Raw genomic sequence first — 15,742 nt, forward strand, 5'->3', positions numbered from 1 at the left:
CGTGGTTTCTCTGGTGAGTGTTAGGTCTTCGCAAACTCAACGTTAGCCAAGAACCACGATGACCAACCTCTCTCGCCAGCAGAGCGCCTTCGGTTGGTTCAGTTACACCACTTCTAGGGACACGATCGAAGGATTCGGGAAAACGTCGTCTGGTCTGGGTCATGAACACTCCTTGCGGTGGACATTATCCACCTTAAGTCAGTGTCCACTCAGCCCGGGACAGACCAAGCAGGTTTATCAATAACCTAGGCGTGTTCACCATATGCCGGTGTTCTGCGAACCCTGGCCCGGCTTCCGTCGTGGGTCCTGTGTGGCTCTTGGCAACGGATCTTCCTGTGCAAGATCACCCCGGCGGGTCGCCGGGTGTTCATGCTCCAGTACCGCACTTGCGCTGCAAGTCCGCCCTGGGTCTGTTCGGAGAACTGACCGTCGAGCAAGAACGGCGGCATGTCCAAGCCCATGAGTGCAGAAGCCTAATGGCTGCTTTCGATGGTGTGGTGCCGGGAGGGCTGCCCGTAGGTCCTGCCTTCGCCGAGCGACTCGGCAAGGTTCTGACCTTTGGCGAGCACTATGGCGGCTGGTGTCGGGCGCTCAGCCGTGTGAGCCGGCAGTGCTCGACCCGGGTGGCTGTGGCCGGATGATCGTTGGGCGCGTGGTCACCAAGGGGCTGGCCGAGCGGCATGGCCAGCGCGCAATCCTGAGCTGGCGCAGGCTGCCAAGGACATTGCCATGGAAACTGGCTTGGAGCACCGCCTGCTGGCGGGCGGCTGCCGTGTGGCCGGCATCTACCAGCGCTCTGCCATGCTGGACAGTGGACGTTACGCGATGCTCGATGACGACATGGGATTGCGCCCGATGCCGTGGGAGCCAATGATCGAGCAGCGCCTGGTGCGGTAGCTCGGCGCCACGATGCACGGCACTGGCGTGTCCTGGGAGATTGGGCGGCAATGCGGACTTTCAATCATCTTAATGACCCCACCGGGAACAGATGTGCAGCCATGAAGTCAACGAACGCCCGTACTCTGGGCAACAGTTGCCGATTGGAAGGCCACAATATCCAGAAGGTACTGGATGAACCGGCCCAGTCGTCCAACACCGTCACAAGTTCGCCACGATCGAGGGCTGGCCTGACCGCGAAGTCCGGCAGATAGGCGATACCGTGGCCCTGGATGGCCATATGCCGCAGCGTCTCCAGGTGGTTGCTCGTCATGCTTGCCGCTGGGCGTATGTCGACGTCCTCGTCGCCGCGCCGCAAACGCCATTTCTCCAGCAGGCCGGTGCTTGGAACGCGATGCAGCAGGCAAGCGTGCCGGGCGATGTCCTCGGGTTGTTCGGGCCTGTGGTGCTGCTCGAAATAACATGGTGCGCCCACGCAGACAAAGCGGCTGATACCCAGGCGTTTGCTCATCAGTCGGGAGTCGCTCAACTCTCCAGTGCGCACCACCGCATCGAATCCTTCGTCCACGACATCCACCAAGCGATCGCTGAAATCCAGGTCGAGTTCGATCTGCGGATAGCGGCTGGCAAAAGCCGACAACACCGGCCACATCAGCCCGCTGACCAGTGGCAGACTTACCCGCAATCGGCCTTGTGGGGTCGCCGTCGTGCTGGCCAGCTCATGCTCGGCCGCAGCGATCTCGGCGAGGATGCGCCGACAGCGGTCGAGGAACAGCGTGCCTTCCGCTGTGAGGCTCACGCTGCGGGTACTGCGCTGAAACAGGCGCACGCCTAGCTTCTGCTCCAGTCGGGCCACGGCCTTGCTAACCGCTGACGCGGAGATACCCAACTGCCGTCCCGCTGTTGCGAAGCTGCGCAATTCGGCTACCTGCACAAAGATCGTCATGCCGCCGTGGCTATCCATTTCACCCTCCAATTACTGACTGATCTGTCATGTTTATCATGAATGCTGCGCTATTTTTCCATTACTAGTTCCTTAATATCATCAAGTATTCAACGAGGTCGTCACGGCATTGTCGCGACAACCATGAATCCGAGGGCGCCATGCATGGCCTCGATACCTTCAAGGGATACCCGATGAGTACTACCACCGTGTCCGAGTCGGACGCGAAATTCTGCCAAGCTCCGTTGATCGTCACCGGTTGCCTGACCGCCGCCGTCATTCCATTGAGCATCGCCGGCCCCGCTGTGGTCGTCCCCTCCATCAACCAGGCACTTGGCGGCAGCGCGGTCGAGCTGACCTGGATCATCAACGCCTACATCCTGACCTACGGCAGTGCGACGCTAGCCGCTGGCAGCCTGGCCGACACCTATGGGCGCAAGCGGGTTTGGCTGTCCGGCATGCTGTTGTTCGCGGTGATAACGGCGGCCATTCCCTTCATGCCGTCCGTGTTCTGGATCGACATCCTGCGACTCATTCAGGGCCTGGGCGCGGCAGCCGCCTTTGCGGGCGCGATGGCTGCGCTGACACAAGAGTTCGATGGACACGTCCGTACGCGCGCATTCAGCCTGATCGGTACGACTTTCGGCGCTGGAGCGGCATTCGGCCCATTCATGGCTGGACTGCTGATCGACACCCTGGGGTGGCAATGGGTGTTCTTTCTGCCGGCGCTGGTCGCCTTGCTGGCATCGGCACTCATCGCACCAGTTGCCCGCGAGACACGCGACCCCGACGCCACTGGGCTGGACTGGTCCGGCGCCATCAGCTTTACCACCGGCCTGGCCGTGTTGACCTACGGCATCATTCTTGCGCCCGAGCGAGGTTGGAGCCATACCTGGGTACTGGCTTGCCTGGCGAGCGCCCTCATGTTGCTGGCCGCCTTTGTCATCATCGAACGCCGGCAGGCCAGGCCCATGCTGGACCTGTCGTTGTTCACTAATGCCCGGTTCGTCGGAGTGCAAGTGCTGGCGGTTGCGCCGGCCTATGCGTACATCGTGCTGCTGGTCATGCTGCCACCCCGATTCATCGGGGTCGAAGGATACAGCGCACTGGCGGCCGGGCAGATGATGATTGCGCTGTCCGCGCCGCTACTGGTGGTGCCCTTCATTGCCGGCGTGCTGGCGCGTTGGATCAACGTCGGTGTGCTGTCTGGCATTGGCCTGGCCATTGCGGCAGCCGGGCTGGCCTGGTTGGGCTTGACGCTATCCGGTGGTGCGCAAAGCGCGCGTTTGCTGGCGATGCTGGTGATCGGCATTGGCATCGGCCTGCCCTGGGGGTTGATGGATGGTTTGGCCGTGAGCGTTGTTCCCAAGGAACGGGCGGGCATGGCCGCGGGAATCTTCAATGCGGTACGACTGGCTGGCGACGGGATGGCCATTGCCGCCGTGGGCGCCATGATGGCCGCCAACATTCTCTCTGGGCTGGTGGCTTCAGTGCCGAATGGCGCACCAGGGACAATGGCGAATGCGGACTTGGTCGAAGCATCGAACCGGTTGGCAATGAGTGATCTACACAATGCCCTGGTGCATTTGCCGGCGGCTGGACGGTCGCTGCTGTTGCAGGTATATGAAGGCGCATTCCGTTTTCAGCTTCTTGTCCTGGCCGGTGCCGCGGCAGCGACGGCGATCCTGGTGCTCGTGCTGTTGGGAAGGGTAAGACGACATGACTGATCGCGATGGAGTTCAGGCATCTACGTTGCTTCCAGGCCGTTGCTGAAGACCCACGCTTCGCCTGCGCTGCCGAACGGCGATACATCGAGCAATCGCCGCTGTCGCGCGCCATAAAAGAACTGGAAGTGGTCGGTCTCCTGCTCAGTTCTTGCCCCATGTAACCGCGCTGCATGCCAGCAAGGCCGCTAGATTCAGAGCGAGGGTTCCTGCAGGTCCGTTACACCTTCCTGAGCGGGAGCGCGAGGTGCTTGATCGCCAGAGGCGGGTGCTTTTCCTGGCGCGGGGACTAGTTCCCGGATGTGCCGGCTAAACAGGGTGAAGGCTCCAAGTCCTAGCAAGAGGGCACCGATGACGGAGATCATTAATCCCAGAGAGCCTGTCATGTCGTTGCCCCAGAGGATCGCTGCATTGGGATGTCGGCTGACGATAGGGGTCATGAGCGACGAAACCGCCGGAGCCGATAGCAGGACGGACACCGGGGTCATCAGGTACAGCGTGACCGAACGCAACGCGATGATCTTGCCTTGTATGTCCTGTGGCGTATGGGTATGCCAGATGGTCTGGTTGGAACTGGCCAGGAGTGCTACTGAGGCCCCGACCAAGGGTGTCAGTAACCAAAGATTCTCCCTGAGGGCCGCCAGCCCAATGGCGATGAAGCTGAAGCCGAGAACGAAGGTACTGGCGATCAGCAAGTACACGGGGTGAATACGTTTCTTGAGCCGGGTCATGGAGAGCCCCGAGAGCAGCATTCCGGCTCCGACCGCCGCGGATACCAGCCCTAACTCGAGGTTGGATCGCGCAGTCAGTACATAAGGCGTCAGGGCGACCATGAAGATCGAAAGCAGAGCGTTGATCAGCATGAAGGCGAGCAAAAGGGCCACCAGGGGCCGCTTGCTCGAGAGCCAAAGCAAGCTCTGCCTGATCTCTGCGATCAATGGGATGTTTTTTGTGAGGTGAAGCGGGGGGCTGAAAGTAACGCTGAACGTGTAGCAAAACAGCAGGGTTGCGCTGGCGACAAAGGTCAGTGCGTCGCTACCGAGCAGCAGGGGGAGCCCAAGATAATCGAAGCCGACTGCCCCCAATACTGGCCCTAATATGAGTGAGCTGCCACGGAAGATTTGCTGGACCGAGTTGATCTTCAGCAAAGCGTCCTTGGGCGTGATGTCAGGGATCAGAGAGGCCGAGGCGGTGTAGCGAAATTCGTTCGCGCAAGCAAGGCACAATGCCAGGGTAATGGCCTGGAAAGTTCCGAACAGACCGTATCGATACAGAGTGAGGGATAACAGCAGGCTGATACAAGAAAGGCCGTCGGCGGCGATCAGGATCCTTTTCTTATCGTAGCGATCACTGGCCAGCCCCGCGATGGGAGCAAACAGAAGGACAGTGAGTGGAGTGATGATCCCCAGCAAGGTCAGTGCCCCGTAGGAGCCTGTGACGTGGAATATCCAGGCAGCAATCCCGAAGGTAGTCAGGCTCGACCCCATACTGTTCATGCCAAGTATGCAGACGAACAGAACGGGGGATAGAGAGATACGAAGCATTGAGGAGTCGCCTCTGGAAGGCTGTTTTTTCAGATAAGCAGCGTCAGCCGGTGGTGAATTCATTACAGGCTGGGCAGCTTCGGTAGCAGATGTAGGCCTGGCGCTCCGTGTATCCATCCAGGAACACCTTGAAGCTTTCAAAGAGCGCTTCCCGGCTGCTATTGCCGGTTGGAAAGTGCAGGGGCGTCGAGGTCGTGCAGCCCACAACCAGGGCGAGTCTCTGAACGAGTTGCATAGAGCAGTTCCATCCATGTGATCGGTATGCGTGTGGATGCCCATCAACCATTGGTCTGCTGACCCACAAGCTGGTTGTGAAACTGCGCGAAGAAAAATATTAGAGCTGGGGATATACGATTTTTTTATATGTCTAGATTGGTTCTTGTCGTGGCGTCTAATCATTTCTTGTAGCTGCCCCACAATCGGGTTGGTGCTGGGCTGGACGGTTGCACCACTTGCAGTAAGGCGGCGGATCACGTGGGGCTGATGCGCATTGCCTGTTCCCCAAACGGCCTATTGATGGCGGTAGAGGTCCGCGGCATCTCGGGGTTGGGCACGGTTTGGATGAGATAGGCCGGTGGGCATCCGCAGCGATGTTTACCACTCGATGTCCATCGCTGATCAATACAGCCAGCACGCGCGACGTCTGCAATAATGACGAGCACTGCGGCGCGATGGCCTATCGAGTGCTTTGCGCCAACATCTGGTATTTGGGTTTGGAGAACTCCATGCGTGACATTATCGACGGCTTTCTGCGCTTTCAGCGCGAGGTTTATCCGCAACGCATCGAGCTTTTCAAGCAGCTCGCGACGACACAGAACCCCAAGGCGTTGTTCGTCACCTGCTCGGACAGTCGTGTTGTGCCCGAACTCCTGACGCAGCGTGAGCCGGGCGAGCTATTCGTTATTCGCAACGCCGGCAACATCGTGCCGTCCTATGGGCCCGAGCCGGGCGGCGTTTCGGCCACTGTCGAATATGCAGTCGCAGTACTTGGGGTGCAGGACATCGTGATCTGCGGCCACTCGGACTGTGGGGCGATGGGCGCGATTTCACGCTGCACGTGCCTGGATCATCTTCCGGCGGTCGCCAACTGGCTACGCCATTCGGATGCCGCAAAAGCGATCAACGCGGCCCATGAGTTCGACACGCCCCGCGCGAAGCTCGATGGCCTGGTGCGTGAGAACGTGATCGCACAACTGGCGAACCTGCGTACGCATCCATCCGTGGCTCTGGCGCTCGAGCAGGGGCGCATGAACTTGCACGGCTGGGTCTACGACATCGAAGCGGGGGGAATCGATGCGCTTGATGGCGCGACGCGCAAGTTCGTACCACTTGCCGATTCGCCGACCACCGTTGCGATCTCTGCTCGAAATGGCAAGCAGATGTAGCGCTGGCAAACAAGTCAAGGTGGCGGCGTTGCTTCCAGCGCCTGCTTGTCTTGAGGCGATGACGCCCGCGACGTGGAGTGATCTCTATTGGGCAAGTTCCGTAGCGAGCGATGCATCTGCGATGCCGCCACGGGATCAGCCTGCTGCCTTGGCGCACTCCCTGGCAGCAGCCTGGTAAGATGCGTGCTTTTTCGAGTACTGGTCGACGTCCTTGGAAATCATTCCTTGCCAGGAAGTGTTGGCGTCGACTGCGGCGGATTGGCATTTGGCCAAGGGGGCGTACAGCGTGCCAAAGCGGCCACTTTCGTCCATCAGTTTTCTCAGGGCATTGGCCTGGTCGCGAGCTTGTTTGCTGTCCATGGTGCCGGATAGCGCCAGCTTCTGACCGCGCTCTACCGCCTCGTTCAAGCGCTTGAGGAAATCGCGCGCTTGCTCGGACTGGGTCTTCTTTGTCGCTTCCTGGGCAGCGCCGGCCTGCTTTTCACGTTCTGTGGCTTCGGTGATGACCGGCCAGTCGTCGCCCAGGTCGAGAATGCGCAACTTCTGCTCGGCATGAACCATCGGGGCGGCCAGCAGGCAAAGCGTCAATCCAACAGTCCTTTTCATTCCTTCAACTCCTGTCGTGGCAAAGCGCCGGATTCTATGAAGTCTCACCCGCCAAGTCACTCGGGCAGACTTGTTGCACGACGCCAATCGTTCCAATTGTCACCGATGGGGTACACCGGCCGACTTCCTGTCACGAGGAATTGGCCGGGCAGGCGATGGGTACCGCACGGGCCGCTCGCCGCCGATCAGTCACCGTTGGCGCCTGGGCAGGGTTCATGGCGCGACGAACTTGCTCCGGCGCATGCTCGCCGATGTCGAAATCACCGGCGAAGAAACCAAGGAACTGATCTCTTTGGCCGAATGCCGGGGCTAGGTGAAGGGAGTTGTTTCAGCTAAGTGAGAAGCAGCGGGTCGCTGGGATGCAACCACGTCCCCGGTCCAATGGACCCCAGACCGCTCCCTCAAGCCCGGCAGGCTCGGTCTTTGGTGCTTGAAGCCGCATCTTGTAGGATGCGGTCCCCCGGGCATTAAGAGCCTGGGGGTTATGGATAAACACAGGCCGTGAAGTAGGGAATATGAAAAAGATTAAAAGGTCCGCAATTATTGGGTTGTGTCTTGCTGCTATTTCTGGAATTTCAGGGTGCAATGATCCCGGATACAAGGTTACTGGAGATAATAAAAAGGTACTCGACCAGTACTCGGCAAATCGAGAGGGAGCAATCGCATACTTGCTGAAGACCACAGTCTATGTCGGCGAAGTACGAGCGATGCAGGCATTGCCGGTCGGCCCGGCTTTATCCGCACAACATAAGAAGATGCTTGAGCTAGAGGCTGAGGGAGATGCGTTGGGCGACATGTTTTCGCCGCTATCCCACTGCAGTGGAGCGGGCTCTAAAGCCGAAGCATACTGGTCAGTGGTCGCAGGCAGCATTCGAACGCAAACGCCAGAGCAAGCCTTGGCAGCTTATGTCGAGGAGGCCAAGAATTGTCAGCAGCAAATCGACACTGGTCCGAAACCAACAACCTATATAGAAACTGATATCGATAAAAAGCCTCCCGTAGATGGCTGCCTGAGAATTATTTCTCTGGGCTCCGAAGAAAAGGTTCAACAGTGGAGCTGCTTGACTGAACTGCTCTCTAGGAAATAGCGCTTCTCTGATTGCCAGCAACCATGAAAAGTGCCCAAGTTCTTTGTGTTCGGGGCACTTTCCCGCGTTGATCCTCCGGTGCAATAGGCATGTATCACCGTATTAGACGGAGCGCTGTTCGCACTTCGGATGGGGCGAAACCCTAAGTTGATACTTGCAGAGTCTGGCTCCTGCCGTTTTGACATGTTGCACTGGGTGAGGGTGGGTGTTTCCGGGTCTGGAGGCATAAGCTGGCGGACCGTGCGTGTCCCGGGAAAAACATGGGTGATGCTGGAGCGGCATACGGCGCCCAGTGCTGGAGATGTGCGCAATGCACATGCCTGTGCGCTCGGGATTTGGGAGGACCGTTCGTGCATACGGCTGGATAAACTATCGACCCAGCACAGCCTGGCAAGCTCTTGGGTTACTCGGGGGAGCTAGACAAGCCATGCAAACCAATCAGCCAGCCGCGCGCGAAGCAGCCGTTTCGCGTATGTTGGCGGACTGGCCATGCCGCGCTGCTGAAGCGCAATGGCTACAGGCACGAAAAACCTGCGTCAAATGCAAGGTCGATTGCGTCAAATTGCTACTATTCTGAATTGGCAGCTCAACCTATGGCCGCTGCCAGGCATTTTGCTGCACAACAATGGGATAGGTATGACCCTGCAAAAACGCAACAACGTCCACATTGCTGGCGGCGGCAGTGAAACCTTGATCCTTTCCCATGGGTTCGGCTGCGACCAGTCGATGTGGAAATTCCTCCTGCCCCATTTCATCAAGCGTTTTCGGGTGATCACCTACGACCTGGTGGGCGCCGGCCAATCCGATGTCGGCAGCTATGACCAGGACAAATATGCGTCGCTCTGGGGCTACGCGGCAGATCTCAACGAGCTGATCGACGAATACGCCGAGGGCCCGGTGATCCTGGCTGGCCATTCGGTGGGGGCGATGATCGGCGTCTTGGCGGATCTCCAGCACCCTGGGCGGATCGCCGCCCATGCGATGATCGGTGCCTCGCCTTGCTACATCGATTCTGCGCCTTATATCGGCGGCTTCTCGCCAGACGAGATCCATTCATTGCTCGCTACCCTGGACGACAATTACCTGGGCTGGTCCAGCACCATGGCCCCGGTGCTGATGGGCGCCCCGGGGCAACCGGCGCTTGGCGAAGAGCTGGTCAACAGTTTTCGGCGTACCGATGCGCAGATTGCCAGGCAGTTGGCACGGATCATCTTTCTTTCCGATCATCGCCAGGATATCGCCGGCCTGCAGACTCCAGCGCTCATCGTGCAATGTTGCGATGACCCGGTGGTGCCGGTCGCCGTGGGTGAATACCTGCACCGCGTGCTCCCCAACAGCCAGCTGAGCGTGATCGACAACATTGGCCACTATCCTCAGTTGAGCGCCCCCAGTGCCTGTTCCGCAGTCATGGACGCCTTCTTCGCCCAACGTGAATCCGGCCATGGATGATCCGCTGCTGTTCTGTGTCGAGCCGTTGTTCGAGGAGGCACCCTGCGGGCTGGTGGTCATGGCGGAAGATGGCACCCTGTTGCGCTGTAACCAGACCCTTTGCAATTGGTTGGGGTATGACCAGGCCAGCCTGGATGCGCGTCCCTTCGAGCAACTGCTGACGGCCGGCAGTCGGTTGTTCCAGCGTACCCACTGGATCCCGTTGATGAAGATGCAGGGCTCGGTAGCCGAGGTGAAACTGGAGCTTGTGCATCGCGATGGGCATGTCATCTCGGTGTTTCTCAATGGAGTCAGGCGTGAAACCGCCGAGGGCGTTCGCTACCAACTCGCCTTGTTCGGTACGACCGAGCGAGATCGTTATGAGCGCGCGTTGCTGGCGGCGCGACAGCGCGCCGAAGAGCTGCTGGCCCAGAAGATCAGTGCCGAGACTGCGCTGCAGCAGGCCAAGGCGGAGCTCGCGGCAGCCTATGAGAGCAGCCAGCGCCGCGCGGCATTCGCTGAACTGATGGTCGCCATCGCCAGTCATGACCTGAAGACCCCGATGACGGCCATCAAGATGGCTACGCAGTTGCTGGAACAACATGCGCACACCGATAAGGCGCATCGCTTGCTGAGCAGCATCAGCCAGTCCGCCGAGCGTGCGCAGCGCATGATCGTCGATCTGCTCGACTTCGCCTCGGTGAGGATTGGCCAGGGCATCAGCATCCGCCGCCGTCCGGTCGACGTGGTGCAAACGGTGGAGCAATGCCTGAGTGAGTTGCGAGTGGCCTTCGGCAATGCCGATATACGCTACCTTTCGCGGGGCCGTGGAGAGTTCACACTGGACCAGGATCGCTTGCAGCAGATGATCGGCAACCTGGTGGCGAACAGCGTGGCCTATGGCGACCTGGGTTTCCCGATCACCCTGACCACCGATCTGTCGGAGCAGGGCGCGATCATCACCGTGCACAACCATGGGCCGGCGATAGCCGAGGACGTACTAGCGACCTTGTTCGAGCCTATGGTGCGCGCCACCGAGCAGCAAGACTCGCTGCGTTCGGTGGGGCTGGGCTTGTTCATCGTCCGGCAGATTGTCGAGGCCCATGATGGCAGCGTCTCGGTGACGTCGAGTGCGGTTTATGGCACCAGGTTCAGCATCCATCTGCCCGCAGGCGCCGGACCGGACTGAGCGCACTGACGGGAAGCTGCACAGCCAAGTGGCCGCATTCTCAAGAACCCCGTGGATCGATGCCTACGGGGTTTTTTATGGCCCGGGATCAGGGTAAGCGCATTCTTCTGCATGCGATCCGCAGATCATGGGGCGATGAGTCGTCCCTCCAGCGGCAGGCGTCACGCAGGCTTCTGTTCTATTCCAGTTGATGGCAATTGGTAGCCAGGTCGATGGGGCGGGGCAGCGGCAAAGAGGCGATGCACATGGCCTTGCCGCGCTCCTGCCCATCCAGGATCCCTTGGCCTGTGATTTCAATAGAAGATATAAAATCTTTATAAAACAATGATGTGCATCTAGTGCACGCTAAAGTGGTTTTTCATTGTAGGGCCGCCTGCGCCATTCCTATACTCGCCGCAACAACTACAAACGCCCTGACAGGGGAATACACCATGCTTCGTGCCTGCCCGCCGTTCCTACCCATTGCCTGCGCTTTCCCACTTCCAAGCGTAGCGCCGCTGCACTAGACCCCGTACCAGCCAAACGCCCGCTCACCCCCTTGCGCCCACTTGCGCGAGGACGGTCTCGGCTTGCCGCGAAATCTTCCGGGGCGGCCGTGGGCAGTGTCGAGGATTACAACAATGAACAAGTCGCATCCAGATCATATCCAGGCCGATTACACCGCAGACGTGGTGATTATCGGTGCCGGCCCGGTAGGGCTGGCCATCGCCAATTATCTCGGCCAGGCCGGGGTGCAGGTGCTGCAGATCGAGAAGCTCGACCAGCTGATCGACTACCCGCGCGCCATCGGTATCGACGACGAGTCGCTGCGCACCGTGCAAGCCATTGGCCTGGTCGAAGAGGTGCTGCCGCATACCACGCCCTGGCATGCCATGCGCTTTCTTACCCCCAAGGGCCGCTGCTTCGCCGATATCCAGCCGGCCACCGATGAGTTTGGCTGGTCGCGGCGCAACGCGTTCATCCAGCCGCAGGTCGATGCGGTATTGCATCGGGGGTTGGCACGATTTGCCAACGTAAGAACCTTGTTCTCCCGCGATGTGGTGCAGTTCCAGCAAGACGAGCAGGGCGTCAGCCTGTGCATGAACGGCCCCGATGGCCGTTCGGAAACCGTGCGTGGCCGCTACCTGGTGGCTTGCGACGGCGGCAACAGCCTGATCCGGCGAACGCTGGAGGTTTCCTTCGACGGCAAGACCGCACCCAACCAGTGGATCGTCATCGACATCGCCAACGATCCGCTCGGCACGCCCAACGTCTACCTGTGCTGCGACCCGGTGCGTCCCTATGTGTCGGCGGCGCTGCCCCACGGCGTACGCCGTTTTGAATTCATGGTCATGCCGGGCGAGACCGAGGAGGAGCTGGGCAAGCCCGAGAGCATGCGCAAGCTCTTGGCCAAGGTGCTGCCCGACCCGGACCGGGTCGAGCTGATCCGCAAGCGCGTCTACACCCACAACGCACGCCTGGCAGGCCGCTTCCGGGTCAAGCGAGCGCTTCTGGCCGGCGATGCCGCGCACATCATGCCGGTCTGGCAGGGCCAGGGGTACAACAGCGGCATGCGCGATGCCAGCAACCTTGGCTGGAAGCTGGCGCTGGTGGCCAAGGGCCTGGCCGGCGAAGCGCTGCTCGATACCTATGAGCAGGAGCGTCGTGACCATGCCAAGGCCATGATCGACCTGTCGGTGATGGCCGGTCATGTGCTGGCGCCGCCCAAACGCTGGCAAGGTGCCCTGCGCGACGGGATTTCCTGGGCGCTGAACTACCTGCCCGCGGTGAAGCGCTATTTCCTGGAAATGCGCTTCAAGCCCATGCCGCAGTACACCAAGGGCGCGCTGGTGAACGCTAAGGACAGCAGGACGACGCCGGTCGGGCGCATGTTCATTCAACCCAAAGTCGTTACCGAGTCGGGTGAGGTACGCCTGCTGGACGACGTGATCGGCAGCCATTTCGCCTTCATCGCCTGGGGCAGCAACCCGCTGTGGGGCTTGAGCGCCGACCAGGTCGAAGCCTGGCGGGCGCTGGGGGCCTGCTTCATCCAGGTGCTGCCGGACGTTCAGCTCAAGGCGGGGCGCGAAGTGCCGGACGGGGTCATTCGCCTGGGTGACTGCACCGGTCGCCTCAAGGAGTGGTTCGGGCGCTTCCCGGTGTCGATCACGCTGCTGCGTCCGGATCGTTTCGTCGCTGCCGTGGCCATCCCGCAAACCATCGGCCAGGCCAGCGAGGCCTTGCTGCGAGCACTGGCAGTCCCGCCCCTGGCCAAGCAGCAGGCGCCCCTGGCGTCCAAGGTGGCTTGAGATGAGCGCCTACCTGCACTGTTTATCCCATACCCCGCTGGTGGGTTATGTCGACCCGGAGCAAGCGGTCCTGGCCGAAGTGGACGAGGTGATCGGCAGCGCCCGTGCGCGCATCGCCGCCTTCGACCCGGAGCTGGTGTTCCTGTTCGCCCCGGACCACTACAACGGTTTCTTCTATGACGTCATGCCAGCCTTCTGCATCGGCATGGGCGCCGCGGCCATTGGCGACTTCCAGAGCCTGGCCGGCCCGCTGGACGTCCCCCGTGACATCGCCGAGGCCTGTGCTGGCGCGGTGCTGGAAGCCGGGCTGGACGTTGCCGTGTCTTACCGCATGCAGGTCGACCACGGCTTTGCCCAGCCGCTGGAGCTGCTGCTCGGCGGCCTGGCTACAAAACCGGTGATCCCGGTGTTCATCAACAGTGTGGCGGTGCCGCTGCCAGGTTTTGCCCGTGCCCGCCTGCTTGGCGAGGCCATTGGCCGCTTCGCCCGTGGCACCGGCAAGCGTGTGCTGTTTCTCGGTTCCGGCGGGTTGTCCCATCAACCGCCGGTGCCGGAACTGGCCCACGTCAATGAGCGCATGGCTGATCGCTTGCTGGGCAGCGGTCGCGATTTGCCAGCCTGCGAACGCCAGGCGCGCCAGCAGCGAGTGATCAGCGCCGCCGAAGGGTTCGTGCGCGACCCGCACAGCCTGCATCCGCTCAATCCCGGTTGGGATAACCACTTTCTCGACCTGCTGGAGCAGCGCCGCTACGGCGAGCTCGATGGCATGGCCAATGCCGAACTGTCGGCGCTGGCGGGCAAGTCGACCCACGAGGTGAAGACCTGGGTCGCGGCCTTCGCCGCGCTCGCGGCGTTCGGCGACTACCAGGCCAGCGAGCGTTACTACCGGCCGATCCCCGAGTGGATCGCCGGCTTCGGCTCGCTCAGCGCACATTCCCTTACCTGATCAACGGAGGACTTCCAGCATGAACAGCATTTCCCTCAATGAAGCCGCCAGCAGCCGCTTCGCCCGGATTCGCGAAGGCGAGCTCGATCTGCAAGTGCATTACAACGATCTTGGCGAGGGTGCCGAGACCGTGGTCATGCTCCACGGTTCCGGGCCTGGTGCCAGTGGCTGGGCCAACTTCAGCCGCAACCTCGAGCCGCTGCTGAGCGCCGGTTACCGGGTGGTGCTGATGGACTGCCCGGGCTGGAGCAAGAGCGACCCGGTCATCAACCACGGCTCGCGTTCAGACCTGAACGCCACTGCGCTCAAGGGGCTGCTCGACGTACTCGGTCTCGAACGCGTGCATATCCTCGGCAACTCCATGGGCGGCCATAGCGCGGTGGCCTTCACCCTGAGCTACCCCGAGCGTGTCGGCAAACTGGTGCTGATGGGCGGTGGTACCGGCGGCGCCAGCCCGTTCGTACCGATGCCCACCGAAGGGATCAAGCTGCTCAACGGCCTGTACCGCGAGCCGACCATCGACAACCTGAAGGCGATGATGAATGTCTTCGTCTACGACCCGAGCGACCTCACCGAGGAGCTGTTCCAGACCCGCCTGGACAACATGCTCAGCCGGCGTGACCACCTGGAGAACTTCGTTGCCAGCCTGGCCGCCAATCCCAGGCAGTTCCCCGACTTCGGCGCGCGCCTGGGCGAAATCAAGGCCAGGACCCTGGTGATCTGGGGCCGCAACGACCGTTTCGTGCCGATGGATGTCGGCCTGCGCTTGATCGCCGGTATCGCCAACTCCGAGTTGCACGTGTTCAACAACTGCGGCCACTGGGCGCAGTGGGAACACGCCGACAGCTTCAACCGCCTGGTGCTGGACTTCCTCCAGCACTGATTTGAGGTACACCCCATGACCATCGATTCGCAAACCCTGGAACGCCTGGCGGGCGAGTTGCGCCGCGCCCAGCAGCGGGGCGAGGCCATCGCGCCGTTGCGTGATGCCATCGGCGCGGAAAACGCCGAGGCGGCCTATGCCATCCAGCGCCTGAACGTCGCTCATGCTCTTGCCCAAGGGCGGCGCCTGGTGGGCCGCAAGATCGGCCTGACCAATGCCAAGGTGCAGGCCCAGCTGGGAGTCGACCAGCCGGACTTCGGCAGCCTGTTCGCCGACATGTGCCATGGCGACGGGCAAAGCGTGCCCTACGCCAGCGTCATGCAGCCCAAGATCGAGGCGGAGATCGCCCTGGTGCTGGCCCGTGATCTACCCAGCGCGCAGACCACCTTCGCCGATGTGGTCGCGGCCACAGGCCAGGTGCTGCCGGCGCTGGAAATCGTCGGCAGCCGGATCCAGGGCTGGAATATCCGCTTCGCCGATACCGTGGCCGACAACGCCTCCAGTGGCTGCTTCGTGCTTGGCGGCCCGGTCCGCCCGTTGCAGGACCTCGACCTGCGCGGCGCGGCCATGCGCATGACCCGCAACGGCGAGCTGGTGTCCAGCGGCAGCGGCGCCGAGTGCCTGGGCCACCCGCTCAATGCCGCGGTGTGGCTGGCCTGCACCATGGCGCGCCTGGGCGAGCCGCTACGTGCCGGCGACATCATCCTCACCGGCGCCTTGGGGCCGATGGTGAATGTGGCGCCGGGCGACCATTTCGAAGCCGAGATCGACGGCCTGGGCCGTGTCGGCGTGACCTTCAGCGGCGAGTGATGGAGACCTCC

General features: G+C 61.2%; 13 protein-coding genes and 3 pseudogenes. 12 read left to right on the forward strand and 4 right to left on the reverse strand.

Annotated elements, in window-relative coordinates:
* Positions 1-330: 330 nt before the first annotated feature.
* Both GDH07_RS32835 and GDH07_RS32505 read left to right on the forward strand, forming a co-directional pair.
* Positions 331-455, forward strand: a pseudogene (locus GDH07_RS32835) (integrase); the annotation flags it as partial.
* 235 nt (positions 456-690) lie between these two features.
* Positions 691-1,002: pseudogene (locus GDH07_RS32505) on the forward strand (DUF3363 domain-containing protein); the annotation flags it as partial.
* Here the strand turns inward: GDH07_RS32505 and GDH07_RS09880 are convergent.
* A complete protein-coding gene (locus GDH07_RS09880; protein ID WP_152897390.1) occupies positions 962-1,861 on the reverse strand; it encodes a LysR family transcriptional regulator in 900 nt (299 codons plus the stop codon). The pseudogene GDH07_RS32505 and the gene GDH07_RS09880 overlap by 41 nt on opposite strands.
* A 173-nt stretch (positions 1,862-2,034) precedes the next feature.
* Between GDH07_RS09880 and GDH07_RS09885 the strand changes: the two genes are divergently transcribed.
* Both GDH07_RS09885 and GDH07_RS09890 read left to right on the forward strand, forming a co-directional pair.
* Positions 2,035-3,567, forward strand: coding sequence for an MFS transporter (locus GDH07_RS09885; RefSeq protein WP_152897391.1), 1,533 nt, complete (start codon positions 2,035-2,037; stop codon positions 3,565-3,567).
* Between the two features lie 5 nt (positions 3,568-3,572).
* Positions 3,573-3,692: pseudogene (locus tag GDH07_RS09890) on the forward strand (LysR family transcriptional regulator); the annotation flags it as partial.
* Between the two features lie 66 nt (positions 3,693-3,758).
* Here the strand turns inward: GDH07_RS09890 and GDH07_RS09895 are convergent.
* Positions 3,759-5,108, reverse strand: coding sequence for an MFS transporter (locus tag GDH07_RS09895; protein ID WP_178124035.1), 1,350 nt, complete (start codon positions 5,106-5,108; stop codon positions 3,759-3,761).
* Between the two features lie 43 nt (positions 5,109-5,151).
* Positions 5,152-5,343, reverse strand: coding sequence for a hypothetical protein (locus GDH07_RS32270; protein WP_178124036.1), 192 nt, complete (start codon positions 5,341-5,343; stop codon positions 5,152-5,154).
* A gap of 490 nt (positions 5,344-5,833) precedes the next feature.
* Between GDH07_RS32270 and GDH07_RS09900 the strand changes: the two genes are divergently transcribed.
* Complete coding sequence (locus GDH07_RS09900) at positions 5,834-6,493, forward strand: carbonic anhydrase (RefSeq protein ID WP_152897393.1); 660 nt, start codon at positions 5,834-5,836, stop codon at positions 6,491-6,493.
* A gap of 135 nt (positions 6,494-6,628) precedes the next feature.
* On the opposite strand, the gene GDH07_RS09905 is transcribed toward GDH07_RS09900, so the two are convergent.
* Entirely contained in the window at positions 6,629-7,081 is a 453-nt protein-coding gene (locus tag GDH07_RS09905; protein ID WP_152897394.1) for a hypothetical protein, read from the reverse strand.
* Between the two features lie 533 nt (positions 7,082-7,614).
* On the opposite strand from GDH07_RS09905, the gene GDH07_RS09910 reads away from it, so the two are divergent.
* The 7 genes from GDH07_RS09910 to mhpD all read left to right on the forward strand — a co-directional run bounded on the left by GDH07_RS09910 (position 7,615) and on the right by mhpD (position 15,731).
* Entirely contained in the window at positions 7,615-8,187 is a 573-nt protein-coding gene (locus GDH07_RS09910) for a hypothetical protein (RefSeq protein ID WP_152897395.1), read from the forward strand.
* A gap of 636 nt (positions 8,188-8,823) precedes the next feature.
* Entirely contained in the window at positions 8,824-9,636 is an 813-nt protein-coding gene (locus tag GDH07_RS09915) for an alpha/beta fold hydrolase (RefSeq protein ID WP_152897396.1), read from the forward strand.
* The gene (locus GDH07_RS09920) at positions 9,629-10,804 is read left to right on the forward strand and encodes a PAS domain-containing sensor histidine kinase (RefSeq protein WP_152897397.1); all 1,176 of its coding nucleotides are present in this window, start codon (positions 9,629-9,631) and stop codon (positions 10,802-10,804) included. Before GDH07_RS09915 ends, GDH07_RS09920 begins: the two co-directional genes overlap by 8 nt.
* Before the next feature lie 620 nt (positions 10,805-11,424).
* Entirely contained in the window at positions 11,425-13,092 is a 1,668-nt protein-coding gene (locus GDH07_RS09925) for a bifunctional 3-(3-hydroxy-phenyl)propionate/3-hydroxycinnamic acid hydroxylase (RefSeq protein WP_152897398.1), read from the forward strand.
* Position 13,093: 1 nt separating this feature from the next.
* Positions 13,094-14,038: a 3-carboxyethylcatechol 2,3-dioxygenase gene (gene mhpB / locus GDH07_RS09930; RefSeq protein WP_152897399.1), complete on the forward strand. Its 945-nt coding sequence runs from the start codon at positions 13,094-13,096 to the stop codon at positions 14,036-14,038.
* Between the two features lie 19 nt (positions 14,039-14,057).
* The gene (locus GDH07_RS09935; protein WP_053130886.1) at positions 14,058-14,921 is read left to right on the forward strand and encodes an alpha/beta fold hydrolase; all 864 of its coding nucleotides are present in this window, start codon (positions 14,058-14,060) and stop codon (positions 14,919-14,921) included.
* Between the two features lie 15 nt (positions 14,922-14,936).
* Complete coding sequence (gene mhpD / locus GDH07_RS09940; RefSeq protein WP_152897400.1) at positions 14,937-15,731, forward strand: 2-keto-4-pentenoate hydratase; 795 nt, start codon at positions 14,937-14,939, stop codon at positions 15,729-15,731.
* Positions 15,732-15,742 lie beyond the last annotated feature (11 nt).

Source organism: Pseudomonas piscis (assembly GCF_009380155.1).
Lineage (GTDB): Bacteria > Pseudomonadota > Gammaproteobacteria > Pseudomonadales > Pseudomonadaceae > Aquipseudomonas > Aquipseudomonas piscis.

What these genes read in the sequence shown, in the direction of transcription:
- GDH07_RS09910 (WP_152897395.1), top strand. Translation starts at nt 7,615, where the DNA reads ATGAAAAAGATTAAAAGGTCCGCAATTATTGGGTTGTGTCTTGCTGCT.
- GDH07_RS32270 (WP_178124036.1), bottom strand. Translation starts at nt 5,343, where the DNA reads ATGCAACTCGTTCAGAGACTCGCCCTGGTTGTGGGCTGCACGACCTCG.
- GDH07_RS09915 (WP_152897396.1), top strand. Translation starts at nt 8,824, where the DNA reads ATGACCCTGCAAAAACGCAACAACGTCCACATTGCTGGCGGCGGCAGT.
- mhpD (WP_152897400.1), top strand. Translation starts at nt 14,937, where the DNA reads ATGACCATCGATTCGCAAACCCTGGAACGCCTGGCGGGCGAGTTGCGC.
- GDH07_RS09895 (WP_178124035.1), bottom strand. Translation starts at nt 5,108, where the DNA reads ATGCTTCGTATCTCTCTATCCCCCGTTCTGTTCGTCTGCATACTTGGC.
- GDH07_RS09935 (WP_053130886.1), top strand. Translation starts at nt 14,058, where the DNA reads ATGAACAGCATTTCCCTCAATGAAGCCGCCAGCAGCCGCTTCGCCCGG.
- mhpB (WP_152897399.1), top strand. Translation starts at nt 13,094, where the DNA reads ATGAGCGCCTACCTGCACTGTTTATCCCATACCCCGCTGGTGGGTTAT.
- GDH07_RS09920 (WP_152897397.1), top strand. Translation starts at nt 9,629, where the DNA reads ATGGATGATCCGCTGCTGTTCTGTGTCGAGCCGTTGTTCGAGGAGGCA.
- GDH07_RS09885 (WP_152897391.1), top strand. Translation starts at nt 2,035, where the DNA reads ATGAGTACTACCACCGTGTCCGAGTCGGACGCGAAATTCTGCCAAGCT.
- GDH07_RS09900 (WP_152897393.1), top strand. Translation starts at nt 5,834, where the DNA reads ATGCGTGACATTATCGACGGCTTTCTGCGCTTTCAGCGCGAGGTTTAT.
- GDH07_RS09880 (WP_152897390.1), bottom strand. Translation starts at nt 1,861, where the DNA reads ATGGATAGCCACGGCGGCATGACGATCTTTGTGCAGGTAGCCGAATTG.
- GDH07_RS09925 (WP_152897398.1), top strand. Translation starts at nt 11,425, where the DNA reads ATGAACAAGTCGCATCCAGATCATATCCAGGCCGATTACACCGCAGAC.